Genomic DNA, 16,821 nt, shown 5'->3' with positions numbered 1-16,821 from the left:
TGACATGCGTATTGGCAAACTATCCTAGTTGTTGTTAGCAGTAAAGGAGCATACTCACTTGACGATCAACAAAGCTCGTAAATATACGAGATTTTTACGACAACTAGGGCAAAACAAGCGTCACTTAAGCAATGTAACGCGGGTTTTCTTAACGATATTTTTGGTTAGCTTGCTCTCGTTTCTAAGTTATGGTTCTAGCACCGGCATTATGAGTATGAGCCAGAACACCAACCACATTGCCAAATCTACCACAACTCAGGGCAAACGCGACAAATGGCTGTGGCCTTTCGCATCCAATTCAATATGGAATATGCCGATTGGTTCCCGCGCAGTTTATCGACCAGCAAATATTCAAGAGGCAAAAAATGCCTTAGCAGATGAGGAATACTTCTACAAACTCAAAAGCAGCGATCCCCAACGTCCAGTTTACAGTCCTGGCAATTTTGGACCTGGACGCTGTAAAGGGACTCAATCTATGGGAATTTCACTACCAGTGCCAGACAACTTGATTGTTCCAGATGCCACAAGTCAGCCATATTATACACCCAACAACGCCTCAGCCTTTCTCATGCCCGATGGTAAAACCCTTGAGCAGTTTGAACCACTAGCACGCTGTACAGCAGGAGGATCTGTTCATGGGTGGCGTAACCCTTGGGGTGGCGTTGATATTTATGGTGACGGTATCAAAGGTGGACACCTCGGTTCGGGTCTCTCTTCTATTGGTGGATCTATTCGCAAAGGTGAACTCACAAAAAATCAACCCATCCGCCATGCACTAAAAGTTGTTATCTGGGGAGAAAAATACCTTCACTACTCTCGTACTGTTCCAGGATATCGTTGGCCTGCCTACATTGCCGACAATAACGCCGCCAATCAATATCATGGTACTAACCCCAAATTAGTACAAGGGACACTCTTGGCAATTCCACCCAATGTCACTGCAGCAAAATTAAAACTGCAAACACCAGCAGCTCAAAAGCTGTTTCGAGCATTACAAGACTATGGTGCTTACGTTGTTGATGATGCAGGTTGGGACGCACATTACTTATGTCTAGAAAAAGGAGTTCTTGAAGAATTCCGGGCTACTTATGGTTATGACTTTCAAACTACTAGTGGGAAATTTTACGACGACTTTATGAAATTATTTAAAGCACTTTACATCGTCGATAACAACGCGCAAAAAAATGTCGGTGGAGGTGGAACTCCACGAGTTTCCTTAGCACCCCCCATCGGTAACTGACTTTCTCAAAGGAAAGAGAAATAAGCATTTTCATGGGTTTACGGTAACTCATGATTTACAAATAGGACTTAGGCAAAGTTATGGAAAAACGAACCACAAAGAACGCAAAGGACACGAAGAAAAGAGGTTAAGAAGAATTTTTGCGTAAGTCCTGGCAAATAAAAGTTGATACGCACGTTGCATTCATACAGAAAATTTTCCCTTTCCCTCTCCCTATCTCTTCCTCTGTGTCCTCTGCGCCTCTGCGGTTTTTTTATTCTTTCTCAATACAACGCGCGTATGACCTGAGCTTGCAAATTATTGCTTCTGTTTATAGATATCCAAATACAAAAAAGGTGGAATACTTAAATGTTCGATTACTTAATTGTTGGCGCAGGATTCGCTGGAAGCGTCCTTGCCGAAAGACTAGCAAGTCAGTCTGGAAAAAAAGTTCTGATTGTTGACAAACGTCCTCATATTGGCGGCAATGCCTACGATCACTACGATGATTCAGGCATACTCGTACACAGATACGGTCCCCACATCTTTCACACCAACTCCCGCGAAGTCTTTGAGTATCTTTCGTTCTTCACCGAGTGGCGACCTTATGAACACCGCGTTCTGGCTAGCGTAGATGGTCAACTTGTGCCCATCCCAATCAACCTTGACACCGTCAATCGGTTATACGGATTGAATCTCACCGCGTTCCAACTGGAGGAGTTCTTCGCTTCAGTCGCTGAACAAAAAGACTACATCCGCACCTCAGAAGATGTGGTGGTGAGCAAAGTTGGTCGAGAATTGTACGAGAAATTTTTCCGTGGCTACACCCGTAAGCAATGGGGACTCGATCCATCAGAACTCGACAGATCAGTCACCGCCCGTGTACCTACTCGTACAAACCGCGACGATCGCTATTTCACAGACACTTATCAAGCAATGCCTCTACATGGTTATACGCGGATGTTTGAGAAGATGTTGTCTCACCCCAACATCAAGATTATGCTTAACACCGATTATCGGGAGATTCAAGAGGCAATCGCCTACCGCGAAATGATCTACACTGGTCCCATCGACGAGTTCTTCGATTACTGCTATGGCAAACTTCCCTACCGTTCCCTAGAATTCAAGCATGAAACGCTAAACAAACCTGTGCATCAGCCTGCACCAGTGATAAATTACCCGAACGAACATCCATACACCCGCGTCACCGAGTTCAAGTACCTGACGGGACAGGAACACCTTAAAACTAGTATTGTCTACGAGTACCCGCAAGCGGAAGGAGATCCTTACTACCCCATACCGCGCCCAGAAAACGCTGAACTCTACAAACAATACAAGGCACTAGCTGACGCAACCCCAAGCGTGCATTTCGTGGGACGGTTGGCAACCTACAAGTATTACAACATGGATCAAGTTGTGGCTCAAGCACTCGCAATTTATTCTCAGCTTGTTCAACGGGTACTCATCAAGATTTAACTTATCCGCTGACTATCAAAACACCAACCCGTAGGAGTGTCAACGTATATACACCCGTTGACCTCTGTATCTGTTGTTGTATCGTCTGACTGGTTGAACACGATATCGCCGAACTGGTCGATACACTCGTTGAACACGCGATCGCCGAATTGGTCGAACACGATATCGCCGACGAGGTCCGATTATGATTGTTCTGCGAACTCGGGGTCGTCTGTTATATCTTTGAGCAACGACTAAGGGTTGCTCTCCAACTGTATTTATCTCTGGTTCTGAACTTTGCTGTCCAGAACCATTGTTGAAATGGTTCTCATTTAACTGAGCTGCTTGAACAGATAAAGACGGAGAACCTACAGCAAACACCAATATCGCTGTGGTGAATAACTTCTGTATCCCTTTTGCCTGGAAAATAGGAAGGTAAGACAGGAAAAATTTATTATTAGCCATTGTGAATCTCTTTATTAGGCGAGATACCTAAACATATCGCTAGTTGACACTTTTGCGGAAGCTAGCTTAAGTAAGATTCAAGCCACAGGAGATTCAACCAGAAGAAAGAAATTAAAACTTAACTAGAGGTTGTTGCAGCAACATCTGCTTAAGTAGTGTTAGGACTATCAAGCAATTCTTGTTGTTAACTCTGCCTCAAATATCGCGATGGTTAGCAAAACTATACAAACCCAACCGTTTACCGACCAAAAACCAGGTACTTCTGGACTCAGAAAGAAAGTCTCAGTCTTCCAGAAGCCTCATTACTTGGAAAACTTTGTCCAGTCAATCTTTGACAGCCTGGAAGGATATCAAGGCAAAACTTTGGTTGTAGGAGGCGATGGTCGTTACTACAATCGTCAAGCAATTCAAATTATCCTGAAAATGGCAGCCGCTAATGGCTTTGGGCGAGTGCTCGTCGGTCAAGGCGGTGTTCTTTCTACCCCGGCAACTTCAGCCATTATTCGCAAGTATGACACATTTGGTGGTATAATCCTCTCTGCCAGTCACAATCCAGGTGGTCCAGATGGAGACTTTGGTATAAAGTACAATATTAGCAATGGTGGACCGGCTCCAGAAAAAGTCACGGAAGCCATTTATAGTCGTAGTAAAGAGATTGAGAGCTACAAGATTGTTGAGGCTCCTGATGTTAATCTTGATACTTTAGGAGAGTTCAAGGTCGGCGATATGCCGGTGGAGGTGATTGATTCTGTCGCAGACTATGCAGAATTAATGGAGTCACTGTTTGATTTTGACCGCATCCGCCAACTGGTGACCAATGGAAAGTTCCGTATGTGTGTTGACTCCTTGCATGCTGTGACGGGTCCCTATGCTCATAATATTTTTGAGGAACGTTTGGGCGCACCGTCGGGAACTGTCACGAATGGTAAACCCTTAGAAGACTTTGGCGGTGGACATCCTGACCCCAACCTTGTTTATGCTCATGATTTGGTAGAGATTCTGTTTGGGAACAATGCGCCTGACTTTGGTGCTGCTTCCGATGGAGATGGCGATCGCAACATGATTCTCGGACGCCAATTCTTCGTCACTCCTAGCGATAGCTTAGCTATTTTAGCAGCCAATGCGAAATTGGTTCCTGGGTATAGCTCTGGTTTGACAGGTATCGCCCGCTCTATGCCTACGAGTCAAGCACCAGACCGTGTGGCAAAACAACTCGGTATTGAGTGTTTTGAAACTCCCACAGGCTGGAAGTTCTTTGGTAATCTGTTAGATGCAGATAGAGCAACCCTTTGCGGTGAGGAGAGTTTTGGCACAGGTTCCAACCATATCCGCGAGAAAGATGGACTTTGGGCAGTGTTGTTCTGGCTAAATATTCTCGCAGTACGGAAACAATCAGTAGAAGAGATTGTCACAGAACATTGGCAAACCTACGGGCGTAATTATTACTCGCGTCATGATTATGAAGAAGTTGATAGCGATCGCGCCAACACCCTCATAACAAGTGTGCGTGCTATGCTGCCAACACTCAAAGGAAAGCGGTATGGTTCCTATGAAGTTGAGTACGCTGACGACTTCAGTTACACCGACCCAATAGATGGTAGCATCAGTCAAAAGCAAGGAGTTCGCATTGGCTTCACCGATGGTTCGCGCATTGTCTTCCGGCTATCAGGTACAGGTACACAAGGCGCAACACTCAGGTTATATCTAGAAAGCTACGAACCCGACTCCGCAAAGCAGAATCTTGATCCACAAGAAGCACTAGCGGAACTGATCACGATTGCAGATGATATTGCCCAGATTCATAAGTTGACTGGAATGGATAAGCCAACTGTTATCACCTGATATTAGAAGAAACCTCACCCTCGCTCTTAACGGCGCTAAAATCTTTCCCTCTCCTTATAAAGGAGAGGGATGCCCGACAGGGCAGGGTGAGGTGAGACCAGCGCTGCGGGAGGGTTTCCCTCCGGAGCCACTTCTGTGCGGGGGTTCCCCCCGTTGAAGAATGTGGCGTCAGGCGACTGGCGAACCCGGAGGGTTCCCAGGCGAGGCAAGGAACGAGAAAATCTTTCCCTCTCCTTTATAAGGAGAGGGATGCCCGACAGGGCAGGGTGAGGTTCCCAAGTCTCCTTTATAAGGAGAGGGATGCCCGACAGGGCAGGGTGAGGTTCCCAAGCTCGGCAAGAAAATGTACACTTTTATTACTCGCTAGCTTGTTCAGTAAGCAATTTGCCAAAATAAGACCATCGCATATTGAAAAAACCTGATGTTTGTGGGCAGAGTTCTCCGTAATTGTTACAAAATTCTCAGACTGTTGGGAAATGGTGGTTTTGGTGATACTTATCTGGCAGAAAATTTGGATTTACCAGGACATCCATTATGTGTTGTCAAACATCTTAAACCAAGAGACCCCGATCCAGTTGTTTTACAAATTGCTAGACGACTGTTTGCAAGTGAAGCACAGGTTTTATATAAATTAGGTCATGAAAACAACCAGATTCCGAGACTGTTTGCTCACTTTGAGGAAAATGGTGAATTTTATCTGGTGCAGGAATATGTGGAAGGAAGTGATTTAAGTAGTGAAGTTATAGCTGGTAAGAGGTGGAGTGAACAGGAAGTCACTCAACTTTTGCGAGAGATTTTAGAAATTCTAACACTTGTTCACAAGCAAGATATTATCCACCGAGATATCAAGCCGCAGAATCTCATGCGTCGTCGCGAAGATGGCAAGATAATATTGATTGACTTTGGTGCAGTCAAAGAAATCAGCACTTTAGTAAATATTCAAGGACAAACCAGCGCTTCAGTTGCCATTGGTACTCCGGGTTATGCGCCTAACGAACAAGCTGCCGGATATCCGAAGCTATCGAGTGATGTCCATGCAGTGGGAATGCTGGCTATTTTTGCACTCACAGGTGTAAAGCCTCACGACTTGCCAAGAGATCCCACGAATGGCGAAGTCGTTTGGCGGAATTGGGCAAATGTTAGCGAGAGATTTGCTGATATTTTAACGAAGATGGTGCGCTACCGCTTTAGTGAACGCTATCAGTCAGCAGCAGAAGCGTTGTCAGCACTTCCAGCACCACCAAAACCAAAACCACAACGGACACCGCAGTCAAAATCACAACCAGCATCGCACTCAACACTGCAGTCAACGCTAATACCGCGACGGCAAGTCATTCAAACGTTAGGGTTGATAGGAAGCGGAGTTGGTTTGGCTATTGTCGGACAATGGCTTTTGCAAGGTGGATCCCTACAAACCTTTAATTTTGAAACTGTCACTGTTGATGCACAGGGAAATATTAACAACCGCAGCAACCGTCAGGCGAAATACTTCGCGGAAGACTTGGGGAATCGTGTCACCTTGGAGATGGTACAGATACCAGGTGGTACATTTATCATGGGTTCACCACCAGGGGAAAAACAAAGAGATTTAGACGAAGGACCACAACATCCAGTCACAGTTCCTGGGTTTTTTATGGGCAAGTATGAAGTGACTCAGGCGCAGTATCAAGCAATTATGGGTAACAACCCTTCCAAGTCTAAAGGAGAAAAGCGTCCAGTGGAAAAGGTCACTTGGGATGATGCTGTGGAATTCTGCAAACGCTTAAAGCAGAAGACAGGACGCACCTACAGACTACCCAGCGAGGCAGAATGGGAATATGCAGCTCGTGCAGGAACGACTACACCTTTCTACTTTGGCGAAACGATTACAACTGACTTAGCAAATTACAATGGAACGGATAGTTACGCCTCTGAACCAAAAGGTCAATATCGTCAACATACAACAGATGTGGGGATTTTTCGACCCAATGCCTTTGGTTTATATGATATGCATGGGTTAGTTTGGGAGTGGTGTCAGGATGATTGGCATGACACTTACCAAGACGCACCCACTGATGGTAGTGCATGGTTAACAAATGATAGTACAAAAGTACCAAAAATGCTTCGTGGCGGTTCGTGGAACACCGCTCCGCGGGCTTGCCGCTCGGCGGATCGCCTATGCCGATCCCCCGACGATCGTTACTACGACGAGTTCGGTTTTCGGGTGGTGTGCGTGGTTGCGTGAGGACTTCCTTGCCCTTTACACAACGCTTAATAATTTATTCCTCAACTAACAAGAGTGCTTGGTTCATCACCCGGTCAGATAAATACATCCCACACAAACGCAATTGTTCTAATACCGGACGCGCAGCAGGAATGACTCCTCTTTGTTTGGCGGTAAGAACGATACCTAATGTCCCCCGTACAGGAATACCCAAAGCACCAGCACAGCGACGAGCTGCTAAATCATCTAGAATTACCTCTGTACCAGGATTTACATACCCCCAAGTCAGTACAGCCGATTCCCCTGGACCCAAATCCCAACTTTGAATAACAGCAGGGACAGATGGTGTTTCTTGTACTACCAACTCTTCAGTATTTGTGAGAGCAACTGCTGTCACGTCTGTCTCCCCATATGCTTGAATTTCTGTTGCTACAGCAGCAGGTACAATTATGGATGAACTAATTATTCGTAACAAGTCAAGATAACCCCCCTTAGTTAAAAAAATGAGTGGGGAAGTGTTAATAGCAGGAATTTCAGCCACGGTTTAACTCGCGTTCTAAATCATCAAAGTCAACGGCAAAGACATCAACTTGTTCACGGGCGAGGGCTGCAATAAAGTCCCGGCGGTTTAACCCAGCAACTGAGGCTGCTTTTTCCATTGAGATTTCTCGCTTTTGATACCAGTAAATAGCAGCAGCGAGGCGCATTTCACGTACAAATTCTTCTGGGGGAAGGCGACGGGCGCTAAAAATTTCTTCGGGTAAGTTGATTGTGACTGACGACATAAATTCTGTCCTAAAATGCTGATAGCAATAGACGACACACGCCTGTAGTGATTAGGGGTTCGTTAAGTTTAGTAAGGGCGACTTGGATTTTTTGTAAGTTGGTTTAACTGTTGTCTTGCGATTGTCGTTTCGCTTCGATTAATTCTTCCAATCTGTAAGCCTCATCTACGGTGTAGAATTTTTGATTGGGTTCAGCGTTAATTTTGTTCATTAGCACACGAAAGGCTTCTGTATCATTGCGATGGTCTAACAAATACCGTTTAAGTTCTGACTTGCTCATTGCCATAAAATCAGGCTTACTCATTCGTCGTACCTCCATTTACCGTTACGAGTAATCACGATTCCAGTCTCTTCCCCTGCCAAGATATAAATATTTCCTGTCCGTTCATCCAATCGGACTATAAAAATGGGTAGCAACAACGTTGTCAGGTTTTGACTGAGGATAAAACAGGTTCTGTTCTTCCGTCCAATGAATTTCAGGGAAGATTCTCCCCCGACGTACTGTATGAGTAGACTTTGCTTCAGTCATGCGTTGGTTCTCTGTGTTTTCGCAATACCTATATTTTCCAGCATTTTTCACACTTGTTTACTTTTCCCTTCTCCCGCCGCAGGCGGTTCAAAGATGTATTGCAGGCAGATGCAAACTGCTAAAAAAAATATTCGAGACACAGCACATTAGACAGATGTTCATCAACTAAAACCATCTCATAATTGTTAGTGCCATAACCACTTTAAAAATCAGTTTCTGCTGACTATGAAAATACTGGTACTAAATGCCGGATCGAGCAGTCAAAAGAGTTGTGTGTACGAAATTACGGGTAATACTCTCCCCGAAGAACCTCTCAAACCCCTTTGGGAAGCGAAAGTAGACTGGACTCACCAACAGGGTTTTGCAGAACTCGAAGTCAAAACAGCCAAAGGCGAACAATTACAAGAGAAAATCCCGGCAGACTCCCGAACTCAAGTTATGGCTCATATGCTTGATACGCTGTGCAAGGGTTCTACGCAGGTGATTAGTCAGCCGTCAGAAATTGATGTGGTGGGGCATCGTGTGGTACATGGTGGACAGGATTACCGTGAGAGTGTGGTTATTACTGAGGATGTGAAACAGGCGATCGCCCGCCTTGCAGAACTCGCTCCTGACCATAATCCAGCTAACTTGGAAGGAATAGAAGCCATTGAGCAACACTGGGGAACACTCACTCAAGTAGCAGCATTTGATACCGCTTTTCATTCTCATCTCCCTGATGCCGCAGCCATTTACCCCGGTCCCTACGAGTGGGTAGAGCAAGGTATCCGTCGCTACGGTTTTCATGGCATTAGTCATGAGTACTGTCCTAAGCGTGCGTCCCGCATCCTTGGTCGAGATTTAGCATCTGTGCGGTTAATCACATGTCATTTGGGCAATGGTTGCTCTTTAGCCGCCATTAAAAACGGTCGCAGCATTGACACAACAATGGGGTTCACGCCACTAGATGGATTGATGATGGGCAGCCGTTCTGGTGCTGTTGACCCAGGGATTCTTATTCACCTGTTGCGGCAATCTGATAACTCTGTTGATGAGCTAGCAAAAGTGCTAAATAAGGCTTCTGGCTTACGTGGAATTTCTGGCATCTCTAATGATATGCGAGAAATTAGGGAGGCAATTTCCCAAGGCAATTCCCGCGCCCAACTGGCATGGGATATCTACGTGCATCGCCTGCGCTCTTATATTGGTGGAATGCTTGCTAGCTTAGGGGGATTAGATGCTTTAGTGTTCACCGGTGGTGTAGGCGAAAATAATCCTGAGATTCGCGCCGCAGCTTGTGAAGCTTTTGCATTTTTGGGACTAAAAGTTGACCATGAGAAAAATGCACACAAGCCTGTTGATATAGATATTGCCACTTCTGATTCTAGCGTGCGGGTATTGGTGATTCATACCGAAGAAGATTGGGAAATTGCTTGTGAATGTTGGCTACTGTTGGAAAAAAAGTCAGCTTGAGCGAAAACTTTTGTAAGTTAATGAGATAATCAGGGTTTGAACCGATGTTTTTGGGCTGACCAGAGCGATTGCCCAAAGGGCAGACGCCAAAGGCGTATCGCAAGGGAAAACAGACGCAAGCGGTCGTATCGCTTCCACATCCAAGAGACGTTGCATGCAACGACGAAGCCACTCGCGTGCGCGGGTTAAGCGCGTTGAGCGATGTGGCGTTCTCTACAAAGATTTTTATTCTTCTTCTATAGCCGTTGCCAGGTAGATTAGGACATGAACTAATGAGAAAATACGGACATCACGAGATTTTCAACCCTGTTCCCTGTTCCCTGTTCCCTCTTCTAGCTATATGTCCTAATAGAGTTGGCGACTGCTATAATTTTAAATTGCCCTAATACGACCACTTCCAATTCTGAATTTCCGGCATATCCTCACCATGCTTGCTAATGTACTGATTGTGTTCGATGAGTTTGTCTTGCAGCATCTGCTTAACATAAGCTGCCTTATAACCCAGGTGTGGTACGCGGTTGATCACGTCCATCGCCAGGTGAAAGCGATCTAAACCGTTGATGACGACCATATCAAAAGGCGTCGTGGTGGTTCCCTCTTCCTTGTAACCCCGCACATGCAGATTTGCATGATTCGTGCGGTGGTAACTCAAACGATGAATCAGCCAAGGATAACCGTGAAAGGCAAAGATAATCGGTTTGTCAGTTGTGAAAATACTATCAAAGTCTTTATCGTTGAGTCCGTGGGGGTGTTCTGTCTCAGGTTGAAGTTTCATCAAGTCTACAATGTTTACCACCCGCACCTTCAAGTCTGGGAAGTTTTGACGCAGAATGTCCACGGCTGCTAAGGTTTCCATTGTCGGAATATCTCCTGCACACGCCATCACCACATCTGGCTCACTATCTCGGTCATTGCTTGCCCATTCCCAAATACCGATACCTTTGGTGCAGTGTTTCACTGCTGCTTCCATATTCAAGTATTGCAAAGCAGGTTGCTTCCCAGCAACGATAACGTTGACATAGTTACGGCTTCGCAAACAATGATCAGTCACTGACAGCAAACAATTTGCATCGGGGGGTAAATACACCCGAATCACCTTTGCTTTTTTATTTACCACATGGTCAATGAAACCGGGGTCTTGGTGAGAGAAGCCGTTATGATCTTGTCGCCAAACATGGGAGGTGAGGAGGTAATTGAGGGAAGAAATGGATCTGCGCCAAGGAATGTCAAAGCAACTTTCCAGCCACTTGGCGTGCTGGTTGAACATGGAATCTACAATGTGAATAAACGCCTCGTAGCAGGAGAAGAAGCCATGACGACCAGTGAGAAGGTATCCTTCTAACCAACCCTGGCAACTGGTTTCACTGAGAATTTCCATCACCCGACCTTCAGCAGACAGGTTGACATCATAAGGAAATATCTCAGCTTCCCAAGTCCGGTCTGTTACCTCAAACACAGCATCCAAGCGATTTGATTTGGTTTCGTCTGGACCAAATATGCGGAAGTTGCGAGACTCTAGGTTGCGTTTCATCACATCCCGCAGAAATTTTCCACACACCTTAGTGGCTTCAGCAGTAACTTTGCCTGATTCAGAAACCTCAACGGCATAATTTTCAAACTCAGGCATTTTCAAGTCGCGCAGCAAAAGACCGCCATTGGCGTGGGGGTTATCACTCATGCGTCGCGTTCGTTTGGGAGGCAGTTCTGCTAGTTCTGGAATCAACTTGCCGTTTTCGTCGAAGAGTTCTTCTGGTTTATAACTCTTCATCCACTCTTCCAGAAGTTTGATGTGTTCTGGCTTGCTTGCTAACTCGCCAAAAGGAACTTGGTGCGATCGCCAGAAACCCTCTACCTTCTTACCATCAACTTCCTTGGGTCCCGTCCAACCTTTGGGGCTTCTCAGGATAATCATCGGCCATTGCGGACGCTTAGTAAAGCCGTTGTTACGAGCGTCTTCCTGAATTTCTTTGATTTCGTGAATCACAGTATCCAGAGTCGCCGCCATCAGTTGGTGCATTGTTTCCGGGTCAGACCCTTCGACAAAGTAAGGCTTGTAACCATAGCCGACAAATAAACTCTCCAACTCCTCATGACTCAACCGCGCCAGCACTGTTGGGTTCGCAATTTTGTAGCCGTTGAGGTGGAGAATAGGAAGGACAGCACCATCATACACGGGGTTAAGAAACTTATTCGAGTGCCAGCTTGTTGCCAAAGCTCCAGTTTCCGCTTCGCCATCACCAACAACGCAACCAACAATCAGGTCGGGGTTGTCAAATGCCGCGCCGTATGCATGAACCAGAGAGTAACCAAGTTCACCGCCTTCGTGGATAGAACCAGGAAGTTCAGGAGTGCAATGGCTACCAACACCGCCAGGGAAAGAAAATTGTTTAAAGAGTTTCTTTATCCCCTCACCGTCTTGAGAGATATTGGGATAGTATTCGCTGTAAGTACCTTCGAGGTAAGCGTTTGCAACTATTCCAGGTCCACCATGACCAGGACCAGCAATGTAGATCATATTCTGGTCACACTTTTTGATGATTCGGTTGAGGTGAACGTAGATAAAGTTCAAACCTGGAGTTGTCCCCCAGTGACCCAAAAGTCTGGGTTTGATGTGTTCCAGCTTTAGCGGTTCTTTAAGCAGTGCGTTGTCGAGTAGATATATTTGTCCAACTGAAAGATAATTAGCTGCATGCCAGTAGGCGTTCATCTTTCGCAGTTCTTCACCTGTTAAAGGCTTTGTTTGTGGAGGACTTGCTAGAGTCATATCGAACTCCTTGACAAAAGGATTTTGATGAATTTACCCGTATGAAGTTTAGTTATCTTTGACATGAGGTTCATCTAACTTCTGACCAATCTTGCCAATATTAATTTCAGGAAAGTCGGAAGTTAATGCTCCTGATACCCGCTACTACATTTGGGTAAAGATTGCCTCTTAATTTTTTTTGGGATAGTTTATTCCTTAGAAGTCCCTTAAAAGTTCGTTCTAGTCAGCTTAAAATTTCTGAAGGACAAGCGCGACGAACAGACTATGCATTTTCTAAAGATAAGGCAAAAGCCAATTTTTTTGCTCACAACAGTAGCTGTATTGACCACGCTCACACTGACTAGTTGCGACAGCTTAACCACTAACCAGTATGAAGCCACAGCCCTCACCACTTATACCTGGCAAGTTAAGTATGCCGATGACCTCGCCAATGAACAAGTACCACGCTTTGAAACTTTTGCCACCACTTCCTTACTTAATCGTAACGGCTTGAAGCCAGAAGGAGCAGTGACTGGTCCTGATGATAAGGGTTTATGGTGGTCTAGTTTACCACCGCGACCTTCAGTTGATGAAATCGAACAACGCAAAAAATCTCAAGAGGCAAGTACTCCCGAATTGTTAAAATCTGTGAAGTACGAACTCAAGTATAAAGTGGGAGAGGATCAAAGAAAACTACCCACGAACTATCAGGTTTATCGAGAGGTGGTGAAGGCGTATCCCTCACAGACTTCTTTGCAATTAACTTTGGGATTAAATAATAACTCAGTTGAGAAAGCTGAACCTGTGGGTAGTAAATAAAATTAGCTTATGGGAACACCCTACACTACTTATAAAAACGAGGAATATCACCCGCCTCCGGTACCCTCACGCCAGATGCTACAACGGTCAAAGCTCGCCGCTTGGGTTGCTTCCCCCGGCAGACTTTGGGGGAACCGCAACGCCAGATGCCTCTGTCGGGAAACCCTCCTGCAGCACTGGCTCACGCCACATGCCTCAACGCGGGGAACCCGCGCACGGCAGTGGCTCCCCAACGCACTGGCTCTCCTTTATAAGGAGAGGGTTAGGGTGAGGTAAAGCAGGAATTACAAGTAATTAAGCGGACATGATATTACCAGTTTTCACTGTTTACTGTTAAGCGTTCCCTCTCAAGAGGTTTCCTCTATTGGGAAAACATCGCCCTTTAAGTAGGATTCAAAGTGTTTTTTAAAATACTGAATGCTCGTCATATTCGGTTCATGACTTTCTGTAGGAGCGAATTGATAAATTGGTACTTTTTCCCTTACCAGCTTGACTAAGTTAGGATGAAGTTGCTCAAAAGAATCGACTCTAGATATTGTTGTTTCAAATCTTAATTTAGCTGGATGACCATATCCTAACTTCATCCAAGGCATCCAAGGACAATCCCTCGCCCACTTCGCAGGAGGGACATCAGAAGCATCCGGTCGGCAAATATTTGATGTGAAGTATTCCACTCCATTAAACTTTTCCCCAGGACAATAATCTAAGTATTTACTATCTCCTGCTAACGGATGCGGATATTCCAAAGGTATTTCCATTACAGAGGTGATATATCCGCTGCCTTTGGGTATGACAAATTTCTTTGGTTTGACTGAGCCTTGTACAATTCGGTTAGCAATATGTACGACTGGTACTGCTTGATTTGCTTCTGGTGACTTCCAGTAAGTCAGAATCTCTTGCGTCAGAGGGTCACAAAATAAACCCAATTCTCTATTGATACGATACCCAACTTCGCCGTATTCAGGACTAGGCTTGATAAAGACTTTCGTCGCATTCATGCCAATAATAGAGAACAATATCTTTCTTGGCAAGTCTGGTTTTTCTTGCCACAAAATTTCCCCAGACCAGTTGTAATAAAGCTGTAATCCATGATTTTTTCGATAAAAATCAAGGTTATTAAGTTCGTAGTCATCTAAGTAATCACTCATGTTTGTTCCATTCATCCTCAAAGACTTTTGCTCGCAATTATCACCTAGAGTTTGGTAATGGGGGAAGAGTGATGAAGATTTTTTTTTATGGAGATAAATAATACTCAACGGGAGGAAACGCTTAACCTCAGATCTTGCACCATACTTTTCGTCCGCCAAGAAATAAATTTCTTGGCTCAAAGTCTAAGTGCGTTAAAACGGACTCTTGTTAGTTTTTCAGTCTGTTTTAACAGACTTGGTTTATTAGCCCAGAACTTGAGTTCTGGGCGTACTCAGCCGGAGGTGCAAGATCTGAGTAACGCTTAACAGGAAAAAAGGCTCTTGAAGTGTACCTAGCTTCGCCAAAAATAAAATAGTAGTCCTATAGTTATTAATTGTTAGTTATTAGCCCATAATTTATAATTTTCGTCAATCGTTCTAGATTTTTGGCTTTTGAGTTGTCAAAGGACACTTTGCTTAAGTCAGGGAACCCGGCTACACAAGTGTCCTGCTGTTGACTTTCAACTACACCAGCCACCCTTTTAAGCGTTTGGCTATGTGAGGACGTCGTAACTTTCGCATAGCTTTGCTTTGAATTTGTCGTACTCGCTCGCGGGAAAGATTGAACATAGTACCAACTTCTTCCAAGGTACAAGGTTCACTGGTAATCAAACCATACCGTAGAGAGATGACGTCTTTTTCTCGTGGAGTAAGTACGTCACCTAAAACTTCCCAAATCTCCTGGCGCATCATGCTTTCATTCATTTTGGCTTCTGGAGAGAGGTTGTCTTCATCTTCTAGCAAATCCATCAATTCCGTGTCTTCTTCTTTTCCCACACGGTGGTTGAGGGACAGTGCTTGTCGTCGTAGTTGTTGCAGTTGGCGTAGTTGTGGCGCGGGAACATCCAAAGCTTCTGCCATTTCCTGTTCGGATGGGTTGCGCCCTAGTCTCTGTTTGAGTTCTCGTTGCGCTTTTTTGAGTTTGTTAAGTTTTTCAACAATATGAATTGGTAAGCGAATTGTCCGCGCATCATTAGCTATTGCCCGCGTAATTGCTTGTCTTATCCACCAATAGGCATAAGTAGAAAACTTATATCCTTTATCGGGGTCAAATTTTTCTGTTGCACGATTTAACCCCATCGCTCCTTCTTGAATTAAATCCAGAAAAGGAACTCCCCTATTTAAATATCGTTTAGCAATAGAGACAACCAACCGTAGGTTTGAGCGGATCATTTTACGTTTTGCAACCCGCCCTTGATACAACCGATGTTCCAGTTGTTTTTCTGTCATTCCGAGATGGGAAGCAGCAGTTTCCTTACTCGGTTGATTTTCGAGCTTTTCAAGTAAAGAAGCTTGCAATTCCCTAATTTCTTCCACAAACCGGACTCTACGCGCTAATTCCACCTCTTCATCTGGCTTTAGCAACGGATAGCGAGCCATTTCTTTAAAAAACGCGCCGACAGCATCGTCATACTCGGTTTTATTATATCCTGAAGGACGCGCCGCCGCCATCCGGTCTCCATCGCGATCTTCGGCTTCTATATTTTCTACTACTATTAGGGACTCATCTTCTGCCACTGCATCTAACGTAATAAACAGTTCTTCATTTTCGGCAGCATTTCCCATTGTCTCCATTGTTCCCAATTCAGCTATATTCATAGTTTCCCTCAGAGATTATTGCTCTGTTTGGTACATAGTTAATGACAGCTACTCTGGCGAAGCTTGTTAATTCTCCTCAAAGATAAAGACACCCGCCACATGACAAGATACAAATATTTGCCCAAAAGTTGTGTGATTCTGAACAACAGTATCTATCTGTGATTACTGGAAGCTCATGCTTTGGTAAAAGTGTGTTAAGCGGATGACTTTTAAAAAAATGTCAATACTTACCATAAGTTGGGATCAAAGTAGAAGTACGATCTAACAGGGAACACTCTCACACAAGCCCGTTAATTTTTTATCTTTGGGGTTGGTTCATACTTCATTCTTAACACTTAAACCTCAGTTGATTTCATCTGTAGGTGACAGATAGATACAGTTCTTAACTTATTTTGGTAGTGGCTTCCCATTAACATTTTTTTCAGGCTAATAACACATATGTTGCTTTTTTTATGTTTTAAAAATCTTTCCAACCCTCCTGAATGAAAATTCTCATATTTAACAATTATAAAAACTCATACGC

Annotated in this window: 15 protein-coding genes; 6 read left to right on the top strand and 9 right to left on the bottom strand. The window is 44.7% G+C overall.

Annotated features, from left to right (window positions below; all coding sequences use genetic code 11):
• Nucleotides 1-58: 58 nt before the first annotated feature.
• Together DP114_RS18415 and glf are read left to right on the top strand one after the other, a co-directional pair.
• On the top strand, nucleotides 59-1,240 hold the full coding sequence (locus DP114_RS18415) for a hypothetical protein (RefSeq protein WP_246162576.1): 1,182 nt from the start codon (nucleotides 59-61) through the stop codon (nucleotides 1,238-1,240).
• 348 nt (nucleotides 1,241-1,588) lie between these two features.
• Complete coding sequence (gene glf / locus DP114_RS18410; RefSeq protein WP_171976779.1) at nucleotides 1,589-2,695, top strand: UDP-galactopyranose mutase; 1,107 nt, start codon at nucleotides 1,589-1,591, stop codon at nucleotides 2,693-2,695.
• 39 nt (nucleotides 2,696-2,734) lie between these two features.
• Here glf and DP114_RS18405 read toward each other — a convergent pair whose 3' ends face one another.
• Nucleotides 2,735-3,139: a hypothetical protein gene (locus tag DP114_RS18405; protein ID WP_171976778.1), complete on the bottom strand. Its 405-nt coding sequence runs from the start codon at nucleotides 3,137-3,139 to the stop codon at nucleotides 2,735-2,737.
• Nucleotides 3,140-3,346: 207 nt separating this feature from the next.
• Between DP114_RS18405 and DP114_RS18400 the strand changes: the two genes are divergently transcribed.
• Entirely contained in the window at nucleotides 3,347-4,981 is a 1,635-nt protein-coding gene (locus DP114_RS18400; RefSeq protein ID WP_171976777.1) for an alpha-D-glucose phosphate-specific phosphoglucomutase, read from the top strand.
• A 421-nt stretch (nucleotides 4,982-5,402) separates the two neighbouring features.
• The gene (locus DP114_RS18395) at nucleotides 5,403-7,205 is read left to right on the top strand and encodes a bifunctional serine/threonine-protein kinase/formylglycine-generating enzyme family protein (RefSeq protein ID WP_246162575.1); all 1,803 of its coding nucleotides are present in this window, start codon (nucleotides 5,403-5,405) and stop codon (nucleotides 7,203-7,205) included.
• A 34-nt stretch (nucleotides 7,206-7,239) separates the two neighbouring features.
• On the opposite strand, the gene DP114_RS18390 is transcribed toward DP114_RS18395, so the two are convergent.
• The 5 genes from DP114_RS18390 to DP114_RS18375 all read right to left on the bottom strand — a co-directional run bounded on the left by DP114_RS18390 (nucleotide 7,240) and on the right by DP114_RS18375 (nucleotide 8,498).
• Nucleotides 7,240-7,725 (bottom strand): PIN domain-containing protein, encoded by a 486-nt coding sequence (locus DP114_RS18390; protein WP_169268886.1) that lies wholly within the window; start codon nucleotides 7,723-7,725, stop codon nucleotides 7,240-7,242.
• Nucleotides 7,718-7,969: a UPF0175 family protein gene (locus DP114_RS18385; RefSeq protein ID WP_169268885.1), complete on the bottom strand. Its 252-nt coding sequence runs from the start codon at nucleotides 7,967-7,969 to the stop codon at nucleotides 7,718-7,720. The genes DP114_RS18390 and DP114_RS18385 overlap by 8 nt, the downstream gene beginning before the upstream one ends.
• A gap of 103 nt (nucleotides 7,970-8,072) precedes the next feature.
• Nucleotides 8,073-8,273, bottom strand: coding sequence for a DUF6887 family protein (locus tag DP114_RS18380; protein ID WP_169268884.1), 201 nt, complete (start codon nucleotides 8,271-8,273; stop codon nucleotides 8,073-8,075).
• Nucleotides 8,270-8,386: a DUF6888 family protein gene (locus DP114_RS36355; RefSeq protein WP_407650776.1), complete on the bottom strand. Its 117-nt coding sequence runs from the start codon at nucleotides 8,384-8,386 to the stop codon at nucleotides 8,270-8,272. The genes DP114_RS18380 and DP114_RS36355 overlap by 4 nt, the downstream gene beginning before the upstream one ends.
• Nucleotides 8,355-8,498 (bottom strand): hypothetical protein, encoded by a 144-nt coding sequence (locus DP114_RS18375; RefSeq protein WP_169268882.1) that lies wholly within the window; start codon nucleotides 8,496-8,498, stop codon nucleotides 8,355-8,357. The genes DP114_RS36355 and DP114_RS18375 overlap by 32 nt, the downstream gene beginning before the upstream one ends.
• Before the next feature lie 225 nt (nucleotides 8,499-8,723).
• Between DP114_RS18375 and DP114_RS18370 the strand changes: the two genes are divergently transcribed.
• Nucleotides 8,724-9,950, top strand: a complete 1,227-nt coding sequence (locus DP114_RS18370; protein WP_171976776.1) for an acetate kinase — start codon at nucleotides 8,724-8,726, stop codon at nucleotides 9,948-9,950.
• 382 nt (nucleotides 9,951-10,332) lie between these two features.
• Here the strand turns inward: DP114_RS18370 and DP114_RS18365 are convergent, their stop codons facing one another.
• Entirely contained in the window at nucleotides 10,333-12,714 is a 2,382-nt protein-coding gene (locus DP114_RS18365; protein ID WP_171976775.1) for a phosphoketolase family protein, read from the bottom strand.
• Nucleotides 12,715-12,978: 264 nt separating this feature from the next.
• Between DP114_RS18365 and DP114_RS18360 the strand changes: the two genes are divergently transcribed.
• Nucleotides 12,979-13,512: a hypothetical protein gene (locus DP114_RS18360; RefSeq protein WP_171976774.1), complete on the top strand. Its 534-nt coding sequence runs from the start codon at nucleotides 12,979-12,981 to the stop codon at nucleotides 13,510-13,512.
• Nucleotides 13,513-13,859: 347 nt separating this feature from the next.
• Here the strand turns inward: DP114_RS18360 and DP114_RS18355 are convergent, their stop codons facing one another.
• Both DP114_RS18355 and DP114_RS18350 read right to left on the bottom strand, forming a co-directional pair.
• Nucleotides 13,860-14,660 (bottom strand): DUF1838 family protein, encoded by an 801-nt coding sequence (locus DP114_RS18355; protein ID WP_171976773.1) that lies wholly within the window; start codon nucleotides 14,658-14,660, stop codon nucleotides 13,860-13,862.
• Nucleotides 14,661-15,164: 504 nt separating this feature from the next.
• Nucleotides 15,165-16,298 carry an RpoD/SigA family RNA polymerase sigma factor gene (locus DP114_RS18350; RefSeq protein ID WP_169267194.1) on the bottom strand — a complete coding sequence of 378 codons (1,134 nt, stop codon included), beginning with the start codon at nucleotides 16,296-16,298 and terminating at the stop codon, nucleotides 15,165-15,167.
• Nucleotides 16,299-16,821: the final 523 nt, after the last annotated feature.

Source organism: Brasilonema sennae CENA114 (genome assembly GCF_006968745.1).
In the GTDB taxonomy this organism is placed as follows: domain Bacteria; phylum Cyanobacteriota; class Cyanobacteriia; order Cyanobacteriales; family Nostocaceae; genus Brasilonema; species Brasilonema sennae.
This window is presented reverse-complemented; position numbering and strand designations above follow the sequence as displayed.